Below are 20140 nucleotides of genomic sequence, written 5' to 3' on the forward strand. Positions count from 1 at the left end.
TCCTTCATGCTGGCGGTGTCGAGCGGAACGCCCGACTGGAGCAGGTCCGGTGCGCCGCCGCCCGACACGGCGTTGGCGCCATGACAGATGGAGCAGCGCTGGCCAAAGACGGTGGCGCCGATGGCGGCCTTGGCCGGATCGACGGCGAAGGCGGGATCGTCGATCACCGGCATGTCGACGGGATCGACCCTCGGCAGCGCCGCCTCGCCATCGAGGGCGAAGGTCAGGACGCGCCATTGCTGGGTGCGGTAATTCCATTCGCGCGGCAGGCCGATCGCGCTGGGGAAGCGGGAGCCGGCGATCACGGTCACATATTGCCTGCCGCGCGCGCGATAGCTGATCGGCTGGGCCATCACCGCGGTCTGGGCATCGAACGACCAGAGCGGCTTGCCGCTGGTGGCGGCATAGGCGACGAACTTGCCGCCGGCATTGCCCTGGAACAGCAGGTTGCCGGCGGTGGTCGCGGTGCCGCCGCCGCCGCGCAGGCCGGGCATGGGAATGCGCCAGGCTTCGCTTTGCGTCACCGGGTTCCAGGCGAGCAGGAAGCTGGTGGCGGGGCGATCGGGCGTGACGCCGGGCGGCGGCGCGCCGGTGCCGACGCTGATGCGCTGGCCATCGAGATGCTTCCAGCCCTGCAGCGGTTCGGCCGGGTCGATATAGACGCGGCCCTGGTCCATCGTCGGGATATAGACGAGGCCGCTGCCCGGATTGAAGGACATCGCCTCGATATTATGGGCGCCGAAGGGCGAGGGATAGACGATCGCCGCCTTGCCGCCGGGATAGCGGGCGGCCGGGTTCTCGATCGGCCGGCCGCTCTTCACGTCGATGCCGCTGGCCCAGTTGACCGGCACGATGTTGCGGGCGGAGATCAGCTTTCCGGTGGCGCGGTCGATGACGTAGAAGAAGCCGTTCTTGGGCGCGTGCATCAGCACGTCGCGGTCCTGCCCGTCGATCTTCAGCCGGGCGAGTTCCATGTCCATCGCCGAATTGAAGTCCCAGGTTTCGCCCGGATTGGTCTGATAATGCCAGACATATTCGCCGGTGTCGGCGTCGAGCGCGACGATCGAGCAGAGGAAGAGATTGTCGCCGCCGCCCGGACTGCGGATCTTCTGGTTCCAGGGCGAGCCATTGCCGACGCCGATATAGATGCGATTATATTTGGGGTCATAGGCCATGGCGTTCCAGGCGGTGCCGCCGCCGCCATATTTCCACCACTCGCCGGTCCAGGTCTTGGCGGCCATCGCCATCGCCTTGTTCTCGAAGCCGAGCTTCGGGTCGCCGGGCACGGTATGGAAGCGCCAGAGCTGCTTGCCGGTCTTCTGGTCATAGGCGGTGACATAGCCGCGGATCGGCGCGAAATCCGCGCCGCCATGGCCGATCAAGACCTTGCCGTTGAAGACCCAGGGGGCGCCGCTGATATAGCGTTCGTCATCCTTGCCGATGGTCTGGGTCGACCAGAGCCTGTGCCCGGTGCGGGCATTGATGGCGATTAGCCGGCCGTCGATCGTGCCGACATAGACGGCGCCATTGTCATAGGCGATGCCGCGACTGCCCCAGGCGCCGCGCATCTTCTGGTCGGCGACCTTCCAGCTTTGCGGGTCATAGGTCCAGAGTTCATGGCCGGTGGCGGCGTCGACCGCGTGGACGACGCTGTAGCCCGAGGCATAATAGAGGATGCCGTCGACCGCGATCGGTGCGGTCAGGCTGGAGCCGCCGCCGTCGATATCCTGATACCAGGCGAGACCGAGCCGGCCGACATTATGGTCGTTGATGTCCTTCAGCGGGCTGTAATGATTTTCATCGATGCCGCCATAGCCGGGCCAGTCGGTGCCATCGCGCCGGGCCTGGCCCGAGGGCGCGCAGGCAGCGAGCAAGGCCAGAAGCGGCAGAGTGAGGGACGCAAGACGCATGAAGATCAGCCCCCGATCGTCCGGTCGGACGGCCAGAAGCGCTGGCGCAGCGCCTTCTTGTTGACCTTGCCCATGATGGTGCGGCCGATATCGTCGACCATCTCGTAGCCGCGCGGGCATTTATAGCCGGCGAGGCTGGCGCGGCAGAAGGCGTTGAGTTCGTCGGCGCTCGGCGGATCGGCCGGATCGCGCGGGATCACCAGCGCACGGGCTTCCTCCCCCATTTCCGCATTGGGGGCGGCGACCACGGCGATGTCGGCCACCTTGGGATGGCGCAGCAGCACATGTTCGGATTCCGCCGGATAGATGTTGACACCGCCCGACACGATCATGTCGGACACGCGATCGGTGATGAAGAGATAGCCGGCATCATCGACATAGCCCATCTCGCCTAGGGTGAAGATGCCGGGCGCGATATGGGCGGCGGCGGTTTTTTCCGGGTCGCCGCGATAGACGATGCCATGGCCGCTGGTGTCGCGGAAATAGACCTGGCCAACCTCGTTGGCGCCCAGCACCGCGCCATCGTCTCCGTAGATGACGGTCTGAAACGGGGCCAAGGCACGGCCGACCGAACCGGGGCGTTCGAGCCATTCGGGCGAAGTGATGAAGGTGGTCGAGCCGGCTTCGGTGCCGCCATAGGCCTCCACCAGCACCGGGCCGAACCAGTCGATCATCGCCTGCTTGACGGCGCGCGGGCAGGCCGCGCCGGTATGGGCGAGACGCTGGATGCTGGAGACGTCATATTTTGCGCGTACCTCTTCCGGCAGGGCGAGCATGCGCTGGAAATGGGTGGGAACCATGACCGATCCGGCGACCCGATATTTCTCGATCAGGGCCAGCGCCTTTTCCGCGTCGAAATGCTCGACCGTGATGAGGCTCATGCCGCCGAAGACGTTGCGCGCCATGCCGAGCGGGCCGGTATGGTAGAGCGGGCCGACGGCGATGCCGGGCGAGGGCGTGATGCGGGCGCGCACCGTTTCCGCCAGCGCCTGGACCGTGGCGACGCGCGGGAAATATTGCGGCGGGGTCTCGGTCGCCTTGGGCCGGCCGGTGGTGCCGGAGGTATAATGGAGATGGGGCAGCGGCGGCACGCTGGGGTCAGGCTCTGCGGCCGAGGCGGCAGCGAGCCACGCTTCCCAATGGATCACGCCTTCGCGATCGGGACAGCGCCAGCCGATGACGGTGGCGACACCGGCCTCGGCCGCGGCGGCAAGGCCCGCCTCCATCGTTTCCGGGCCGACCAGCAGGGCGACGGCGCCGCTGTCCTTGAGGATATAGGCAGCCTCTGACGGGGTGAGGTGGAAGCTGACCGGGACGCTGGAAATGCCGGCCTCCAGACAGGCGACATAGGCGATCACGGTTTCGGCGCTGTTGGGCGCGAAGACGGCGACGCGGCGTTCGCGCAGGTCGAGGCCGTTCAAGGCATTGGCAGCGCGGTTCAGCAGGTCATCCAGTTGCAGCCAGTCGAGCGAGACGCGCTCGTCGGTCAGCGCCATGTCGGTGCGACGGTCGGGCGCGACAGCCTGGAGGGTGAGAGACATGCAGCGTCCTTTCAGGCGGCCGGCGCGTGGACGGCACGCGCGGCGATGGTGGGGGCGAGGTAGCGCAGGGCCATGCGGAAGGAGAGGAGGGCGACGACCGAGCAGACGGTGACGACCACCGCCAGCGACTGGCCCAGCGCGGCTTCCGACCGGAAGACATATTGAGTGAGCGCGGCGACGATCGCTGGGCCGGCGCCCAGGCCCAAGATGGTGAAGACGAAGAGGAAGAAGGCCAGCATCCGCGCGCGGATCGTCGCCGGCGCGATCAGCCCCATGATCGAGGAGACATAGACCATGAAGGGCACGGTGATGAACTGCGCCACGCAGTAGCAGACCAGGAAGACATAGACGTTAGTGGCGAAGAACATATAGGCGATCACCGGCAGGAAGCCGAGGATCAGCCAGCTGTAGAAGCGCAGATGCGCATCCGTCATGCCGCGCGTGAACAGGCGGTCGACGATCCAGCCGTTGATCACCAGCGACACGGCCGAAACGATGTTCATCAGGCTCAACGCCACGCCATATTGCACCGGCTTCCAGCCGAAATGCCGTTCGATATAGGCGGGCACCCAGTTGGTCATCGAATAGCCGCACATGGCAAGGCAGGAGGTGCCGACCAGCATCAGCGCCAGCAGCCGCCAGTTCTGGCGCACGAAGCCGGCGATCGCGCCCTTTTCCGCGACCGGGCGCGCGGCCCTGGTCGCGCCGCGGCGGCCCGGTTCGGGGAAGGTGAAGACCAGCAGGGCGATGAGCAGGCCGGGCACGCCGACCATCATCATCACCAGCTGCCAGGGCTGGGCGGGGCCATGGAAGGGAATATGGATGCCGCTATGCGCGGCGGCGAAGGCAATGGCGACGCCGCCCAAGGCAAATGCTGTCGCTGAGCCGACCTTGCCCGCCATCTGGAAGGTGGAGGTGGCGCGGGTCAGCAGGCGCGGCGGAAAGGCGTCGGCGATCAGCGAATAGGCGGCGGGCAGCAGCGCCGCTTCCCCCACTCCAACGAAGACGCGGCCGACCAGCAGCGCCTCATAGCTTTGCGCGAAGCCGCAGGCGGTGGTGGCGACGGCCCAGAGCGCGACGCCGCCGAAGATGATCCAGCGGCGCGAATAGCGATCCGCCGCCCAGCCGAGCGGCAGGCCGAAAATGGCGTAGAAGATGGCGAAGGAGGTCGAGGTGATCATGCTGACCTGCACATCGCTGAGCAGCAGATGCGCCTTGATCGGCGTGACCAGCATCGACACGATCAGCCGGTCGACCCAGGACAGGACATAGAGGCCGAACAGCACGGCCACCATCCACCAGGCGGTACCCAGATGCTGGGTGTCGCCGCCGTCCGGGGCTTTCTCCTGGCTGGTCATCAGCATGATCCTTCCCTTCGCCCTCTTGCGTCTCTCAGCGTTGCGGCAGTGCGTTGAGTTCGGCGATCTTGAGCTTGCCGAGCTGGGCCATGTGGACTTCGTCCGGCCCGTCGGCGAGGCGCAGGTAGCGCGCATTCATGAAGGCGGCGGCGGGCGGGAAGTCGCTGGCCATGCCGATGCCGCCGAACACCTGCATCGCCCGGTCGGCAACCGTCTGGGTCATGCGCGGGGCGACGATCTTGATCGCGGCGATCAGATCCTTGGCGACCTTGTTGCCGTGGCGGTCCATCGCGTCGGCAGCCTTGAGCGTCAGCAGCCGGGCCTGTTCGATCTCGCAGAAGGACAAGGCGATATCCTGGCGGATGCTGCCCTGATCGGCGAGCTTGCGGCCGAAGGCGACGCGGCTGTCGACGCGGCGGGCCATATATTCGAGCGCGCGCTGGGCCTGGCCGATCAGACGCATGCAGTGGTGGATGCGGCCCGGCCCCAGGCGGCCCTGGGCGATTTCGAACCCGCGTCCTTCGCCCAGGATCAGATTTTCTTTTGGCACGCGCACATCCTTGAAGACCATTTCGGCATGGCCGCCGGGCGAATGCACGGCGTTCATCACGTCGAGCGGGCGGACGATCTCTATCCCCGGCGTGTCGGCCGGGATCAGGATCTGCGAATGCTGCTGGTGGCGCGGCCGGTCAGCATTGGGGGTGCGGCCGAGCAGGATATAGACTTTGGTCAGCGGATCGAGCGCGCCCGAAATCCACCATTTGCGGCCGTTGATGACATAGTCGTCGCCATCGGCGACGATCGTCGTTTCGACATTGGTGGCGTCGGACGAGGCGACCCCCGGCTCGGTCATGACATAGCAGGAGCGGATATCGCCGGCGAGCAGGGGCTTCAGCCATTTTTCCTGCTGCTCGGGCGTGCCGTAGCGGGCGAGCACTTCCATATTGCCTGTGTCGGGGGCGGAGCAATTATAATATTCCGACGATCCGATCACCCGGCCCATCAGCTCGGCCAGCGGCGCATATTCGAGGTTGGTGAGGCCGGGGCTCCATGCCCCATATTCATGCGGCAGGAACAGGTTCCACAGGCCCGCTTGCTTCGCCTTCGCCTTGATCGCTTCGGTGCCCGGCCAGCGCTGCCACAGATGGGCGGGATCATGGTGGAAATGATCCCGTTCCTTCTCGATCGGATAGACATGGGCGTCCATGAAATCGGTGAGCTGCGCCCGCAGCGCCTGCACCTTGTCGGAATATTCGAAATCCATGCGATCGGTCCTTTTGGGAAATGGGGCGAAGGCGGGCAGGGGGATCAGGTCAGCGTGAGGCCGCCGTCCACGATCAGCGTCTGCCCGCAGATGTAGGTGGAGAGGGGGGAGGCGAGGAACAGGGCGACGCCGGCCATCTCTTCCACGGCACCGAAGCGGCCGAGCGGGATGCGCGACAAGGCGCGGTCGCGCCGCTCGTCATTGTCCATCGTCACCTTGGTCATCTTGGTATCGACCAGGCTGGGGGCGATGCCGTTGACGCGGATGCCCTCGCCAGCCCAGGCGATGGCGAGCGCGCGGACCAGATTGACGGCGCCGGCCTTCGATGCGGCATAGGCGGGGTTGCCGAAGGGCGCCTTGAACCCGCCGATCGAGCTGACGACGATGACGGCGCCCTTTGTGGCGGCCAGCGCATCCTTGAAGCGGTTGGAGATGTGGAGGATGGAGTCGAGGTTGACCGCCATCACCTTGTTCCAGCCGTCGACCTCGAACTCCTGGCGGCGATAGAGGACGGCGCCCTGCGAATGGATGAGGACGTCCAGCGCATCGAAGGGGGCGGGTGCGGCGGCGATCGCGGCGGGATCGCTGACATCGACCTGGGTATAGCCGATATTGTCGAGGTCCGACCCTTCCTCGCCGGCATAATCGGCGGCGCTGGCGCGGGTGCCCCAGACATGGACGCGGGCGCCGCGCTTCAGGAAGGCCTGGGCCATGCCATTGCCGATGCCGCTCGATCCGCCGACCACCAGCACCGTCTTTCCGGTGAAGTCCAGTTCATTGCCCAAGGGGGAACATCCTTCCTGCATGTCAACGGATCAGCGCCTGGGCGCGGTCGAAAAGGTGGATGGCGCGGCTGTGGAGCCGGTCGCCGGTGTCGCGGGGGGCCTTGCCGGCACAGGCGCGGGCATGGGTGCCCTCCAGCAGGATGCCGAGCTTGTAGCAGGCGAGGACATGATACCAGTCGACCGCGGACAGATTGCGCGCGGAGCCGGCGCCATAGCGGGCGACCAGCTCGGCGGGCGTCGGGAAACCCTCCCATGGCGTGACCGACACGGTGCTGGCGCCGCTGCCGTCGGGCCAGGTCGCAAGCACCCAGCCCAGGTCCAGCAGCGGATCACCGATCGTTGCCAGTTCCCAGTCGATGATCGCGGCAAGATCGCCGCTGTCGGGGCGGTACATGACATTGGCGAGATGATAGTCGCCATGCATGATGCCGGGGGTGAAATCGGCCGGGCGGTGCCGTTCCAGCCAGGCGGCGATGGCGTCGACCGATGGCAGCGCCTGCGGCCCGGTCCAGTCGGCAAATTCGCCATAGCCGGCCAGCTGGCTGCGCCAGCGATCGACCTGGCGGCCAAGGAAATTGTCGGGCCGGCCGAAATCGGCCAGGCCCAGCGCCTGATGATCGAGCGCGCCCAATGCGGAGATCCCGTCGACCAGCGCCAGGCCCATGGCATGGCGCATCGCCGGCGACCCGGCATGGGGCATGGGCAGCTGGCCGACCGGATTGAAGCCATCGATCGGCTCCATCAAATAGAAGGCGACGCCCAGCACGCTTTCGTCGCCGCAATCGGCGATCAGCGCGGGATGGGGAACATTGGTGCCGGCGATGGCGCGCAGCAGCCGGGCCTCACGCCGCATCGTTGCATTGCTGTTGGGGCGGGGATGCGCCGGCGGGCGACGGAAGATATAATCGCGGCCGTCGCGGGTCAGGCGCAGCAGGATATTCTGCGTCCCTCCGGCAAGCGGCGTCACGTTGTCGATCGGACCGGCGCCAAGCCCCTGATCCGTCATCCACGTCGCCAGCGACTCGATGTCGACCGCTGATTCCACTTAGGCATCCCTCGCTTTTTTCGACTGTTAGCCGTCGATTAGGTCAATTGGATAATGCACTTGACGAACCAGCATTGCAATGAGAAATTGCACTCATGGTTAGACTTCAACTCGCCAAGGCCGATGATGCCACCCGCGGTTCTGCTGCCGAGCAGATCAAGCAGGTGGCGTTGCGCCTGTTCGCCGAAAAGGGCGTCGACGGCGTGACCGTGCGCGAGATTGCGGCGGCGGCGGGGCAGAAGAATCACGGTGCCGTCAGCTATTATTTCGGGTCGAAGGAGGCGCTGGTCCGGGCGCTGGTGATGGACGGCGCGATGGCGCTCGAACGGGAGCGCAATGCGGCGCTCGACGGGCTGGAGGCGCAGGGCGGGCCGCGCTCGATCCGCGAAGTGGTGGAGATATTGGTGCGGCCGGTGCTGGCGCTGCCCGATAGCCATTATGTCCAGTTCATCGTCATCTTTGCCATGACCCATCGCGACATGATGCTGGATGCGATCGATCCGGCCTGGAACAATGCCTATGGCCGGTGCCTCGATCATCTACGGGGCATGATGGCGGACCTGCCGGTGGCGTTGCAGAACCAGCGCTTCGTGTTCATGGGCGCTTACCTCAGCGCCGTGCTGTCGGCACGGCAGCGCGCGCTGGCAGACGAGAGCCGGGCGCATCCGATGTGGGGCAGCGAGGCGAGTGTCGAGCATTTCCTGCAGACGCTGGTGGCGTTGCTGGAAGCGCCGGCGGACCTGCCGGTGGCGATGCTCAGGCAATTGGGACAACGCGGCGGCGCTATTCCGGATCGACCCGGCCCTGTCGGTTGAACCGGGGCGCAATCACAATCAGAACATAGAAGACGAAACAAGCGGAGCGGGATGATGGCAGTTACGGAAAGGATCGGCGAAGCGGAGCATGCGCGCACGGCAGAGCTGCTGGCGATGCCGCTGGCCGAACTGATGGCGCAGGCGGCGGCGCTGCGCGACGAAGGCCATGGCCGGGTGCAGAGCTGGTCGCGCAAGATCTTCATCCCGCTGACCCAGCTATGTCGCAATCTCTGCCATTATTGCACCTTCTCCCAGCCGCCCCGGCCGGGCGAGAATGCCTATATGACGCGCGAGGAAGTGCTGGCGGTGGCACGCGCCGGCAAGGCGGCGGGCTGCACCGAAGCGCTGTTCACGCTGGGCGACAAGCCGGAACTGCGCTTCGCCGCCGCGCGCGAGGAACTGGCGCGGCTGGGCCATGACAGCACCCTGTCCTATCTGGCCGAGATGGCGGCGCTGGTGCGCGACGAGACCGGGCTGCTGCCGCACATCAATGCCGGGGTCATGACCCGCGAGGAAATGGCCAGGCTGCGCCGGGTGTCGGTGTCGCAGGGGCTGATGCTGGAGTCGGTGTCCGACCGGCTGTGCCGCAAGGGCGGCGCCCATTATCGATCGCCTGACAAGGAACCGGCGGCACGGCTGGAGACGATCCGGCTGGCGGGCGAACTGGCCATCCCCTTCACCACCGGCATCCTGATCGGCATTGGCGAGACGCGCGAGGAACGGATCGAGGCGCTGGAGGCGATCCGCGACCTGCAGGATGGCTATGGCCATATCCAGGAAGTGATCGTCCAGAATTTCCGGGCCAAGGAACGCACGGTGATGGCCGATGCGCCCGAGCCGGACATGGACGATCTGCTGTGGACGATCGCGGTGGCGCGGCTGATCCTGGGGCCAGAGATGAATATCCAGGCGCCGCCCAACCTGTCTGCGGCGGACTTCCCCCGGCTGATGGCGGCGGGGATCAACGACTGGGGCGGGGTGTCGCCGGTGACGCCCGACCATGTGAACCCGGAAGCCCCCTGGCCGGCGGTCGAGCGGCTGCGCGCCGCGACCGAGGGCGAAGGGCGAATGCTGGTAGCGCGGCTGCCGGTCTATCCCGCCTATGCGCAGGATAATGAGCGCTGGCAGGACCAGGCGATGGTCCGTCATGTGCTGGCCCATGCCGATGCGATGGGCTTTGCGCGCGAGGATGACTGGTCGCCGGGTATCGCGCTGGAGCCGCGCATCACGCGGCCGTCGGCGCTGCCGGTCGATCCCGCGATCGCGGCGATCGTCGACCGGGCGATGGCCGGGGCGCTGCTGGAAGAAGCCGAGATCGAGACGCTGTTCACCGCGCGCGAGAGTGACCTGGAGCATGTCTGCGCCAGCGCGGACGCGCTGCGGATGCAGGAGATGGGCGACACGATCAGCTATGTCGTCAACCGCAACATCAACTATACCAATATCTGCGCCTATAAATGCAGCTTCTGCGCCTTTTCCAAGGGCGACAAGGCGGAAGCGCTGCGCGGCAAGCCCTATGACCTGGACCTGGAAGAGGTCGTCCGCCGCACCCGCGAGGCATGGGAACGGGGCGGCACGGAAGTCTGCCTGCAGGGGGGCATCCACCCCCATTATACCGGCGACACCTATCTGAACCTGGCCCGCGCGGTGAAGGCGGCGGTGCCCGAAATGCACATCCACGCCTTTTCCCCGCTGGAAGTGTGGCAGGGGGCGGCGACGCTGGGCCTGCCGGTCGAGGACTTCCTGCGCCGGCTGAAGGCGGTGGGGCTCGACACGCTGCCCGGCACGGCGGCCGAGATACTGGATGACGAGGTGCGGGCGATCATCTGCCCGGACAAGCTGGACACGGCCCAATGGCTCGAGGTGATCGAGACCGCGCATCGCGTCGGCTTCACGACGACCGCGACGATCATGTTCGGCCATGTCGATACGCCGCGCCACTGGGCAAGGCACCTGATCCGCATCCGCGACCTGCAGCGGCGGACCGGCGGCTTCACCGAATTCGTGCCCTTGCCCTTCGTCCATATGGAGGCGCCGATGGGCGTGCGCGGCCAGTCGCGCCATGGCCCGACCTTCCGCGAGGTGCGGCTGATGCACGCGGTCGCGCGGCTGGCGCTGCACCCGCATATCCGGTCTATCCAGACCAGCTGGGTCAAGCTGGGGCCGGAAGGGGTGAAGGCCTGCCTGGAGGGCGGCGCCAATGACCTGGGTGGCACGCTGATGAACGAGAGCATCTCGCGCGCGGCCGGCACCCAGCATGGCCAGGAAATGCCGCCCGCGGCGATGGAGGCGCTGATCCGGTCGATCGACCGCACGCCCCGGCAGCGCAGCACCGCCTATGGCGGCGTGAGCGAGGATATCCATGCACGCGGAATGACCGCGGCGGAACTGACACCCATGGTCCTGACGCCCCCGCGCAAGCGGCGGCGCGAGGCCGATACGAACCAGGAGAGGTTTGAATATGCAGAATGAGGCTTTGGCGACGATCGCCGTGCTTGGCGGGACCGGCAAGGAAGGTGGCGGCCTGGCGCTGCGCTGGGCGCACAAGGGGCACAAGGTCATCATCGGCAGCCGCACCGCCGAGCGGGCGCAGGAAGCGGCCGACGCGATGAACGCGACGCTGGGCGGCAGTTCGGTCGTCGGCGCGGCCAATCCCGATGCGGCGGCGCAGGCCGACATCATCGTGCTGGCCGTGCCCTATGCTGCGCAGCAATCGACGGTGAAGGATGTCGCCGATGCGCTGGCGGGCAAGATATTGATCGACGTGACCGTGCCGCTGGTGCCGCCCAAGGTCAGCCGGGTGCAGTTGCCCGACGGCGGATCGGCGGTCGAGGCGGTGCAGAAGATGCTGGGCGAGGGCGTCCGCGTCGTATCCGCCTTCCAGAATATCAGCGCGCATCATTTGACCAAGCTGGACGAGGAGATCGAGTGCGACGTGCTGGTCTGCGCCGACGACAGCGAGGCGGCGGACCAGGTGGTCGCACTGGCGCAGGAAATCGGCCTGCGCGCCTGGAATGCCGGGCCCTTGTGTAATTCGGTTGTTGCAGAAGGACTTACGTCGGTCTTGATTGCGCTCAACAGGCGGTACAAGGTGCCCGGATCGGGTATTCGCATCACCGGAGTGTAAGCTGCATCCATGATAGTCGCACCGGCCGCTGTCACATTATCGGCCCTGAACGGGGTTCCCATGGTTGCGCCGGGCGACGATCTGTCGGCCATGCTGCTGTCGGCCTGCCATGCCAATGGTCTGTCGCTGCAGGATGGCGACATCGTCGTGCTGGCGCAGAAGATCATATCCAAGGCGGAGGGACGCGCGGTGCCGCTGGCCAGCGTATCGCCCTCGGCCGAGGCGATCGATCTGGCAGCGCAATGCCACAAGGATCCCCGGCTGGTCGAACTGATCCTGTCGGAGAGCGAGAAACTGATGCGGGTCCGGCCGGGCGTGCTGATCGTGCGCCATCGGCTGGGTCTGGTGCTGGCCAATGCCGGGATCGACCAGTCCAATATCGCGCAGGATGGGGATGGCGTCGCGCTGCTGCTGCCGCTCGATCCCGATGGCAGCGCTGCGGCGCTGCGGCGGGCGGTGCATGATGCCCTGGGCGTCGACATTGCGGTGGTCATCATCGACAGTCTGGGCCGGGCCTGGCGCAAGGGCACCTGTGGCGTGGCGATCGGCGTCGCCGGTATGAGCGGCCTGCTCGACCTGCGCGGCGAGCCGGACCTGCATGGCCGGCCGTTGCAGACCAGCGAACTGGGCCTGGCCGACGAGGTGGCGGCCGCCGCCTCGCTGATCATGGGGCAGGCCGGGGAAGGCCGGCCGATCGTCGTGGCGCGCGGCATTGCGCGGGGCCGCAATGAGGGCAGCGCGGCCGAACTGATCCGCGAACCGGCAATGGACCTGTTCCCATGAGCGTGCTGGCCCTGGCCGGGGGCGTCGGCGGCGCCAAGCTGGCCAATGGCCTGGCCGGCGTCGTGCCGCTCGGCGCACTGACCATTGCCGTCAACACCGGTGACGATTTCGTCCATATGGGGCTGCATATCTCGCCCGACATCGATAGCGTCACCTATGCGCTGGCGGGCATGAACGATAGCGTGCGGGGCTGGGGCGTGGCCGATGAAAGCTGGGCCTTCATGGACGCGACACGGCGGCTGGGCGGCGAAAGCTGGTTCAACCTGGGCGATCGCGATCTGGCGACCCATGTGCTGCGCACCGCCTTGCTGCGCGAGGGCACGCTGTCTTCGGTCACGGCCGACATCGCCGCGCGGCTGGGCATCGGGCCGGCGATCGTGCCGATGAGCGACGATCCGGTCCGGTCGATGATCGACACCGACCAGGGCGAAATGGCCTTCCAGGATTATTTCGTGCGCCATCAATGCGGGCCGCGCTTCAAATCGATCCGGTTCGACGGCGCAGCAGCGGCGCGGCCGAGTGCTGGGCTGGAGGCGGCGCTGGATGATCCCGCGCTGGAGGCGATCATTCTCTGTCCGTCCAACCCCATCCTGTCGATCGACCCGATCCTGGCGGTGCCGGGTGTGCGCGACAGGCTGGTGGCGCGGCGCGTGCCGTGCGTGGCGCTGTCGCCCTTCATCGCGGGGCAGGCGGTCAAGGGGCCGGCGGCCAAGATCATGACCGAACTGGGGCTGCCGACGACGCCGGCGACGATCGCCCGCCATTATGACGGGCTGATCGACGGGCTGATGGTGGACGTGGCCGATGCGCAGGGCTGGGCCGACGAGGGTCTGGCGGTGCGCAGCGCCGACATATTGATGCGCAATGTCGATCAGCAGCGGGCGCTGGCCGCTCAAATGATCGATTTTGCGGCGGCGTTGCGGCGCGCGGTGCCATGACCCTGTCGATCCTGATCCCGGCCAAGAGCTTCGCGCAGGGCAAGAGCCGGCTAGCCGAGGTTCTGGGGCCACGGGATCGGGCGGCGCTGTGCCGGCAATTATTGGGGCATGTGCTGGCGGCCGCGCGCGATGCGATCCCGGATGCGACCGTGCATGTCGTCAGCGCCTGCCCGGAGGTGCGCGGTTTCGCGACTGAGCGGGCCGCGACTGTCCTGGCCGAGCGGGAGCCGGGCCATGTGCCGGCGCTGATGGTGGCGATGCAGGCGTTGCCGGCCGATCACCCGGTGCTGATCCTGAGCGCGGACCTGCCGATGCTGGCGGCTGCGGACCTGCACGCGATGGTGCAGGAACCCGCCGATGTGGTGATCGCCACCGACCGAGAGGGGCAGGGAACGAATGCGCTGTTGCTGAAGCGGCCCGGCCTTATCCCGTTGCGTTTCGGGCCGGGCAGCTGTGCCGCGCATGTGGGCGAAGCGGAACGAGCCGGGCATCGCGTGTCGATCCTCCGGCGGCCCGGTCTCGCCGACGATGTCGACCTGCCCGAACATCTCCAAATATTTTCCGTTGGTGCATAATTGCCTTGGCCCTGCCGAATGGGCGGGGTAAGGCAATAAAATTGCATCTAGGTATATAATTGGAGGAGTCGGATGGCGGAGGCATATATTGCGGCCGTGGCGCGCAGCGCCGGTGGCAAGCGGGGCGGCAGGCTGGCGGGGGTGCATCCTGCGGATCTGGCCGGGCGCGTGCTGGCGGGACTGGTAGGCCGCAGCGGGATCGACCCGGCCGCGATCGAGGATGTCATCATGGGCTGCGCCTGTCCCGGCGGCGAGCAGGGCGCGAACATCGCCCGCAACGCCGTGCTGGCCAGCGGGCTGCCCGAATCCGTGCCCGGCACCCATGTCGACCGCCAGTGCGGTTCGTCGCAACAGGCGCTGCATTTTGCCGCAGCGACGGTGATGGCGGGCGTGCAGGACGTGGTGATCGCCGCCGGTGTCGAGAGCATGACGCGCGTGCCGATGGGCCTGCCCTGGACGCTGGCGGCCAAGCATGGCTTTGGCACCTATCGCAGTCCGGGGATCGAGGCGCGCTATCCCGACACGCCGTTCAGCCAGTTTGGCGGGGCCGAGATGATGGCCCGCAAATATGGCTTCGACCGTGCGGCGCTCGATGCCTATGCGCTGGAAAGCCATCATCGCGCGGCGGCGGCGACGCAGGCCGGCAAGTTCGATGCGGAGATCGTGCCGCTGGAGGTCGAGACCGCCGAGGGCGAGACGCTGGTCCACAAGGTGGATGAGGGCATTCGCTTCGACGCCAGCCTGGAGAAGATTGCCAGCGTCAAGCTGTTGACCGAGGGCGGGGTGATTTCCGCCGCCAATGCCAGCCAGATCTGCGACGGCGCCGCGGCGCTGCTGATCGTCAATGAGCGGGGCCTCAAGACCCATGGCCTGACGCCGCTGGCGCGGGTGCATGAAATGACCGTGCTGGGCCATGATCCGGTCATCATGCTGGAGGCGCCGATCCCGGCGACCGAGCGCGCGCTGGCGCGGGCGGGCATGACGCTGGGCGATATCGATCTTTATGAAGTGAATGAGGCGTTCGCGCCGGTGCCGCTGGCCTGGGCCAAGGCGCTGGGCGCCGATCCGGCGCGGCTCAACGTGCATGGCGGGGCGATTTCGCTGGGCCATCCGCTGGGCGGATCGGGCGCCAAGCTGATGGCGACGCTGGTCAGCGCGCTGCATGATCGTGGCGCGCGCTATGGCCTCCAGACCATGTGCGAGGCTGGCGGCATGGCCAATGTGACGATCGTGGAACGGCTCTGAGGGGAATGGATCGGCCCTTCCCCGGTGGCGGGGAAGGGCCGATCCTTCAATTGGCTTCGTCGAGCAGGCGGCGGGCGATGACCTGGGCCTGGATTTCGCCGGCACCCTCGAAAATGTTGAGGATGCGCGCGTCGGCCAGCAGGCGGCTGACCTGATATTCGGTGGCGAAGCCGTTGCCGCCATGGATCTGCAGCGCATTGTCGGCCGCCGCCCAGGCGACCCGCGCGCCGATCAGCTTGGCCATGCCGGCTTCCAGGTCGCAGCGCTTGTCTTCGTCCTTGCGCCGGGCGGCGAAATAGGTGAGTTGGCGCGCGCCCATGATCTCCGCCGCCATCATCGCCAGCTTGTTGGCGACGCGCGGGAAGTCGAAGATCGGCCGGCCGAACTGCTTGCGGTCGAGTGCGTAGGAAAGGCCGATGTCGAGCGCCGCCTGGGCGACGCCGATGGCGCGGGCGGCGGTCTGGATACGGGCGCTTTCGAAGGTCGCCATCAACTGCTTGAAGCCCTGGCCCTCGACCCCGCCGAGCAGATTGGCGGCAGGCACGCGGAAATCGTCGAAGGCTATCTCATATTCCTTCATGCCGCGATAGCCGATCACCTCGATCTCGCCGCCGCTCATGCCGGGCGTGGGGAAGGGGGCGTCGACGGTGCCGCGCTGCTTGGGCGCGATCAGCATCGACAGGCCGCTATAGTTGCGGGTGTCGGGATCGGTGCGGACCAGCAGGGTCATCACATCGGCGCGGGCGGCATGGGTGATCCAGGTCTTGTTGCCGCTGACCCGATATTCGTCGCCGGTAAGCGTCGCGCGGGTGCGCAGCGCGCCAAGGTCGGAACCGGTGTCCGGCTCGGTAAAGACGGCGGTGGGCAGGATCGCGGCATTGGCGATCTGCGGCAGCCAATGGGCCTTCTGCTCGGCGGTGCCGCCGGTCAGGATCAGTTCTGCTGCGATTTCCGACCGGGTGGCGAGGCTGCCGACGCCGATCCAGCCGCGCGACAATTCTTCCGACACGACGCACATCGCGGTCTTGCCCATGCCAAGGCCGCCAAACTCTTCTGGAATCGTCATGCCGAACACGCCCATCTCGCCCAGTTCCTGGACCAGTGGCAACGGGATGAGTTCATCCTTGAGATGCCATTCATGGGCGAAGGGCGCGACCTTCTCGTTCGACAAAGCGAAGAACTGGTCGCGCACCATGTCGAACATCTCGTCGAGGCCGCAATTTTCCAGCGTCGCCCGCCCGCGCGCATCGACCAGGTGGCCGGCGATCGCGCTCTTCACCGCCTGGCCGCCGCCGCTGCGGATGAGGGTGCGCAGGGCCGGTGCGTCGAGCGCGGACAGATCGTCGCTAAGGTCGGTAGGGCGGATCACCTCGCCCTGGTTCATCGGGATGCCGCCCAGCATCTGCGCGCCATATTCGGCGAAGAGCAATTGGGCGAGCAGTGCCTCGATCTCGCCAAAGCTGCCCTGCGTGTCGAGACTGGCGGCCCAGCTGGCGACTTCGCGCAGCATTTCGGCATAGGCGGCGAACCAGCCAAAGCCGTGGACGACATGCTGTTCGACATCGGCGAGGACGCGATCGACCTTGCCGCTTTCGTTGCAGATCCGCGCCTTCACCTGCGGGCGGGCAGCGGCGACGAAGGCGTGCGCGGCATCGGCTGCGCCCGACAGCAAGGCCGGCAGATCGGGCAGGACCAGAATATTCTTGTCCATCTCCATGGTCGCGCTCATCCTTCCCCCGCCTGCTTCTTATTGGCCGATGCCATTGCCTTGGCATCCAGCCCGCCGACCAGATTGCCTGTCATCAGCTGATTATGGGCATGGGCGAGATGGTGCATGTGGAACACGCTATCCATCACCTGCCGCTTGCCGCGCGCATCCTCGACGAAGTTGAACGCCTGCTTGGTCAGCGCCAGGCCGAACCGTTCATGCTGGGCGATCTCGGCGGCGATCTTGGCCACTTCCTCGCGCAGCGTCTCGCGCGGGAAAATCTCGTTCACCATGCCGAAATTATAGGCGCGCTGGGCGGGCATGCGGCGGCCGAGCAGCAGCAGTTCGCGCGCAACGCGGGTCGGCAATTCGAAGGCATGGGCGAAATATTCGACCCCCGGTTGGGCCATGCGCTGCACCGGATCCTGGAAGAAGGCGTCTTCCGATGCGATGATGAGGTCGCAGACCCAGGCCAGCATCAGCCCGCCGGCGATGCAGGCCCCCTGCACCATGGCGATCATCGGCTTGGGGATGTCGGCCCAGCGTCGGCACAGGCCCAGATAGCCGTCCTGTTCCAGCACATATTGGCGTTCGGCGCCGCCCTTGTTCAGATGGTCCCACCACATGCTGGTGCGCGTGCGCGGCATGTGGCTGTCCTTGTCTGGGGTGCCGATGTCATGGCCGGCGGAGAAATGCTTGCCCTCGCCACCGAGCACGATCACCTTGACCCCGTCATCCTCGACCGCGCGCTTGAAGGCGTCGTCGAGCTGGCCGAGCAGCCGGTAATTCTGGGCATTGCCATATTGGGGACGGTTCAGCATCACCCAGGCGACGCCGTCCACCACATTATAGGTCACGAATTCGGGCTGCGCTTCTTCGGACATCGTCCTTCTCCCTCAGCGCGGCGGCATGCGCAGGCCACCATCGAGCCGCACATATTCGCCGTTCCAATAGTCATTCTCGATCATCGCCAGCGCCATCGCGGCAAACTCCTCGGGCTTGCCGAAACGCTTGGGGAAGGGAACGGTGGCCGACAGCGCATCGCGCACCTTGTCGCTGGCCCGCGCCATCAGCGGCGTGTCGAAGATACCGGGCAGGATCGCGTTGACGCGGATGCCTTCGCCCATCAGGTCGCGCGCCATCGGCAAGGTCAGGCTGACGATGCCGCCCTTCGACGCGGAATAGGCCGCCTGGCCGATCTGGCCGTCGACCGCCGCCGCGCTGGAAGTATTGATGATGACGCCGCGCGCCTTGTCCTCCAGCGGATCGAGGCTCAGCATGCCGGCGGCCGACTTGGCGCAGCAGCGGAAGGTGCCGATCAGGTTGATCTGGATGATCCGTTCGAACTGGTCGGTCGGGAAGGCCTTGATCTCGCCGGTCTCGCGGTCGCGGCTGGCGGTCTTGATGACATTGCCGGTGCCCGCGCAATTGACCAGGATACGTTCCTGGCCATGGGCGGCGCGCGCCTTGGCAAAACCGGCATCGACCGAGGCCTCGTCGGTGACATCGACCTTGCAGAAGGTGCCACCGATGTCCGCCGCGACCTTCGTCCCGGTTTCCTCGTTGAAATCGAACAGCGCCACCTTGGCGCCCTGCGCCGCGATGGCGCGGGCCGTCGCCTCGCCCAGACCCGATGCCCCGCCGGTGACGATGGCGGCTACCCCCTGGTCGATCTTCATGCCTGTGTCCTCTCCTTCACGGGGCGTTGGGCGATCGCGCCGTCGCTCGTCAGCGCGTCGAGCGCGCCGTCGTCGAGGCCGAGCCATTCCCCCAATATTTCGCGGCTATGTTCGCCCACGCGCGGCGGGCAGTGACGATAATCGGCCGGCGTCGCCGACAGCTTGCCGGGATAGGCGACGGTCGGGATCTCGACCCCATCCTCTTCCCGGCGATAGCGATGGACGGTCTGGCGGGCGTCAATGAAGGGATCCTCGAACACATCCTGGATGCTGTTGACCGGGCCGGCGGGGACACCCGCGGCCACGAAGCGCGCCATCAGGTCGTCGCGGGCGAAGGGGCGCACGATCTCCTGCACCTTCGCCTCGATCGCGTCGCGGTTGATGAGGCGCTGGGCGCTGGTGGCATAAAGCGGATCGGTGCCCAGTTCCACATGGCCCATTTCCGCGCAGAAGGCGCGGAACTGCCGATCATTGCCGATCGCGATGATCATCATGCCGTCGGCAACCTCGAACGTCTTGTAGGGGACGACGGTGGGATGGCGATTGCCCAGGCGTCCGGGTACGATGCCGCCGACCAGCCAGTTCATCCCCTGATTGGCGAGCATCGCGATCTGGGTATCGAGCAGCGACACGTCGATCTGTTGCCCTTCGCCCGTGCGTTCGGCATGGCGCAGGGCGGCGAGGATGGAGACGGTGGCGAACATGCCGGTCGACAGGTCGGCCATGGCGACGCCAGCGCGCAGCGGGCCGCCATCCTCTTCGCCGGTGATGCTCATGAAGCCGCCCATGCCCTGGGCAACGAAATCATAACCGCCCCTGTCGGCATAGGGGCCGGTCTGGCCGAAGCCGGTGATCGAGCAATAGACGAGGCGCGGGTTGATCGCCTTCAGGCTGGCATAGTCGAGACCGTATTTGCTGAGGCCCCCAACCTTGAAATTTTCGACCAATATGTCGGCTTCCGCCGCCAGCCGACGGATCAGCTCGGCGCCTTGCGGCGTCGCCAGGTTGATCGCGGCGGAGCGCTTGTTGCGGTTGCAGGACAGATAATAGGCGCTGGTGCCGATTTCCGGCTGGCCATCGGCGCCGGTCAGGAAGGGCGGGCCCCAGGCGCGGGTATCGTCGCCATGGCCGGGCAGTTCGATCTTGATGACGTCGGCACCGAAGTCCGCGAGTATCTGGGTCGACCATGGCCCCGCGAGCACGCGCGACAGGTCTAGAACCTTGATCCCTTCAAGCGCGCGGCCGCTCATCGGCTGCCTGCCTTGTCCGTCATGACCGCTGTCATCGCCATCCGCTCCTGTCCCCGTCTATCTGCTGCATCGGTTGATGATTCTGATAGCGGGTGCAGGAATGGAGGGCAAGAATTA

17 protein-coding genes are annotated in these 20140 nt (G+C 66.5%); 7 read left to right on the plus strand and 10 right to left on the minus strand.

All coding sequences use genetic code 11. From position 1 onward, the window contains the following. The 6 genes from CG471_RS10680 to CG471_RS10705 all read right to left on the minus strand — a co-directional run. Positions 1-1910 (minus strand): PQQ-dependent dehydrogenase, methanol/ethanol family (locus CG471_RS10680; RefSeq protein ID WP_099231861.1); only part of this gene is annotated, 1910 nt, incomplete at its 3' end. 5 nt (positions 1911-1915) lie between these two features. Next, on the minus strand, positions 1916-3451 hold the full coding sequence (locus tag CG471_RS10685) for an AMP-binding protein (RefSeq protein WP_099231862.1): 1536 nt from the start codon (positions 3449-3451) through the stop codon (positions 1916-1918). A gap of 11 nt (positions 3452-3462) precedes the next feature. After that, entirely contained in the window at positions 3463-4809 is a 1347-nt protein-coding gene (locus tag CG471_RS10690) for an MFS transporter (RefSeq protein WP_099231900.1), read from the minus strand. A 34-nt stretch (positions 4810-4843) separates the two neighbouring features. After that, positions 4844-6073, minus strand: a complete 1230-nt coding sequence (locus CG471_RS10695) for an acyl-CoA dehydrogenase family protein (protein ID WP_099231863.1) — start codon at positions 6071-6073, stop codon at positions 4844-4846. Positions 6074-6117: 44 nt separating this feature from the next. Beyond that, on the minus strand, positions 6118-6858 hold the full coding sequence (locus CG471_RS10700) for an SDR family NAD(P)-dependent oxidoreductase (protein ID WP_099231864.1): 741 nt from the start codon (positions 6856-6858) through the stop codon (positions 6118-6120). Positions 6859-6880: 22 nt separating this feature from the next. Continuing rightward, on the minus strand, positions 6881-7903 hold the full coding sequence (locus CG471_RS10705; RefSeq protein WP_099231865.1) for a phosphotransferase family protein: 1023 nt from the start codon (positions 7901-7903) through the stop codon (positions 6881-6883). A gap of 95 nt (positions 7904-7998) precedes the next feature. Here CG471_RS10705 and CG471_RS10710 point away from each other — a divergent pair, with 95 nt between their 5' ends. The 7 genes from CG471_RS10710 to CG471_RS10740 all read left to right on the plus strand — a co-directional run bounded on the left by CG471_RS10710 (position 7999) and on the right by CG471_RS10740 (position 15386). Then, the gene (locus tag CG471_RS10710; protein ID WP_004212315.1) at positions 7999-8718 is read left to right on the plus strand and encodes a TetR/AcrR family transcriptional regulator; all 720 of its coding nucleotides are present in this window, start codon (positions 7999-8001) and stop codon (positions 8716-8718) included. 51 nt (positions 8719-8769) lie between these two features. Further along, complete coding sequence (gene cofH / locus CG471_RS10715; protein WP_099231866.1) at positions 8770-11190, plus strand: 5-amino-6-(D-ribitylamino)uracil--L-tyrosine 4-hydroxyphenyl transferase CofH; 2421 nt, start codon at positions 8770-8772, stop codon at positions 11188-11190. Beyond that, positions 11180-11845, plus strand: coding sequence for an NADPH-dependent F420 reductase (gene npdG / locus CG471_RS10720; protein ID WP_069338666.1), 666 nt, complete (start codon positions 11180-11182; stop codon positions 11843-11845). The genes cofH and npdG overlap by 11 nt, the downstream gene beginning before the upstream one ends. A gap of 9 nt (positions 11846-11854) precedes the next feature. Then, entirely contained in the window at positions 11855-12628 is a 774-nt protein-coding gene (gene cofE, locus CG471_RS10725; RefSeq protein WP_180275670.1) for a coenzyme F420-0:L-glutamate ligase, read from the plus strand. After that, complete coding sequence (gene cofD / locus CG471_RS10730) at positions 12625-13566, plus strand: 2-phospho-L-lactate transferase (RefSeq protein ID WP_099231867.1); 942 nt, start codon at positions 12625-12627, stop codon at positions 13564-13566. The genes cofE and cofD overlap by 4 nt, the downstream gene beginning before the upstream one ends. Next, the gene (gene cofC / locus CG471_RS10735; protein WP_099231868.1) at positions 13563-14141 is read left to right on the plus strand and encodes a 2-phospho-L-lactate guanylyltransferase; all 579 of its coding nucleotides are present in this window, start codon (positions 13563-13565) and stop codon (positions 14139-14141) included. Before cofD ends, cofC begins: the two co-directional genes overlap by 4 nt. A 72-nt stretch (positions 14142-14213) precedes the next feature. Next, positions 14214-15386 (plus strand): acetyl-CoA C-acetyltransferase, encoded by a 1173-nt coding sequence (locus tag CG471_RS10740; protein WP_099231869.1) that lies wholly within the window; start codon positions 14214-14216, stop codon positions 15384-15386. Positions 15387-15432: 46 nt separating this feature from the next. On the opposite strand, the gene CG471_RS10745 is transcribed toward CG471_RS10740, so the two are convergent. The 4 genes from CG471_RS10745 to CG471_RS10760 are packed head-to-tail and all read right to left on the minus strand — an operon-like array spanning position 15433 to position 20023. Next, positions 15433-17115: an acyl-CoA dehydrogenase family protein gene (locus tag CG471_RS10745; protein WP_099231870.1), complete on the minus strand. Its 1683-nt coding sequence runs from the start codon at positions 17113-17115 to the stop codon at positions 15433-15435. Continuing rightward, positions 17112-17978, minus strand: a complete 867-nt coding sequence (locus CG471_RS10750; RefSeq protein WP_007707227.1) for an enoyl-CoA hydratase — start codon at positions 17976-17978, stop codon at positions 17112-17114. The genes CG471_RS10745 and CG471_RS10750 overlap by 4 nt, the downstream gene beginning before the upstream one ends. Before the next feature lie 12 nt (positions 17979-17990). Then, positions 17991-18773 (minus strand): SDR family NAD(P)-dependent oxidoreductase, encoded by a 783-nt coding sequence (locus CG471_RS10755; protein WP_004212325.1) that lies wholly within the window; start codon positions 18771-18773, stop codon positions 17991-17993. After that, positions 18770-20023, minus strand: coding sequence for a CaiB/BaiF CoA-transferase family protein (locus tag CG471_RS10760; RefSeq protein ID WP_099231871.1), 1254 nt, complete (start codon positions 20021-20023; stop codon positions 18770-18772). Before CG471_RS10760 ends, CG471_RS10755 begins: the two co-directional genes overlap by 4 nt. Between the last annotated feature and the right edge of the window lie 117 nt (positions 20024-20140).

Origin of the sequence: Sphingobium sp. IP1, from assembly GCF_002708645.1 — a bacterium.
Lineage (GTDB): Bacteria > Pseudomonadota > Alphaproteobacteria > Sphingomonadales > Sphingomonadaceae > Sphingobium > Sphingobium yanoikuyae.

Bases quoted from the DNA above. Each gene is read 5' to 3' on its own strand.
- CG471_RS10740 (WP_099231869.1), top strand. From the start codon at position 14,214: ATGGCGGAGGCATATATTGCGGCCGTGGCGCGCAGCGCCGGTGGCAAG.
- CG471_RS10745 (WP_099231870.1), bottom strand. From the start codon at position 17,115: ATGAGCGCGACCATGGAGATGGACAAGAATATTCTGGTCCTGCCCGAT.
- cofC (WP_099231868.1), top strand. From the start codon at position 13,563: ATGACCCTGTCGATCCTGATCCCGGCCAAGAGCTTCGCGCAGGGCAAG.
- CG471_RS10695 (WP_099231863.1), bottom strand. From the start codon at position 6,073: ATGGATTTCGAATATTCCGACAAGGTGCAGGCGCTGCGGGCGCAGCTC.
- CG471_RS10750 (WP_007707227.1), bottom strand. From the start codon at position 17,978: ATGTCCGAAGAAGCGCAGCCCGAATTCGTGACCTATAATGTGGTGGAC.
- cofE (WP_180275670.1), top strand. From the start codon at position 11,855: ATGATAGTCGCACCGGCCGCTGTCACATTATCGGCCCTGAACGGGGTT.
- CG471_RS10760 (WP_099231871.1), bottom strand. From the start codon at position 20,023: ATGAGCGGCCGCGCGCTTGAAGGGATCAAGGTTCTAGACCTGTCGCGC.
- CG471_RS10710 (WP_004212315.1), top strand. From the start codon at position 7,999: ATGGTTAGACTTCAACTCGCCAAGGCCGATGATGCCACCCGCGGTTCT.
- npdG (WP_069338666.1), top strand. From the start codon at position 11,180: ATGCAGAATGAGGCTTTGGCGACGATCGCCGTGCTTGGCGGGACCGGC.
- CG471_RS10685 (WP_099231862.1), bottom strand. From the start codon at position 3,451: ATGTCTCTCACCCTCCAGGCTGTCGCGCCCGACCGTCGCACCGACATG.
- cofD (WP_099231867.1), top strand. From the start codon at position 12,625: ATGAGCGTGCTGGCCCTGGCCGGGGGCGTCGGCGGCGCCAAGCTGGCC.
- cofH (WP_099231866.1), top strand. From the start codon at position 8,770: ATGATGGCAGTTACGGAAAGGATCGGCGAAGCGGAGCATGCGCGCACG.
- CG471_RS10690 (WP_099231900.1), bottom strand. From the start codon at position 4,809: ATGACCAGCCAGGAGAAAGCCCCGGACGGCGGCGACACCCAGCATCTG.
- CG471_RS10755 (WP_004212325.1), bottom strand. From the start codon at position 18,773: ATGAAGATCGACCAGGGGGTAGCCGCCATCGTCACCGGCGGGGCATCG.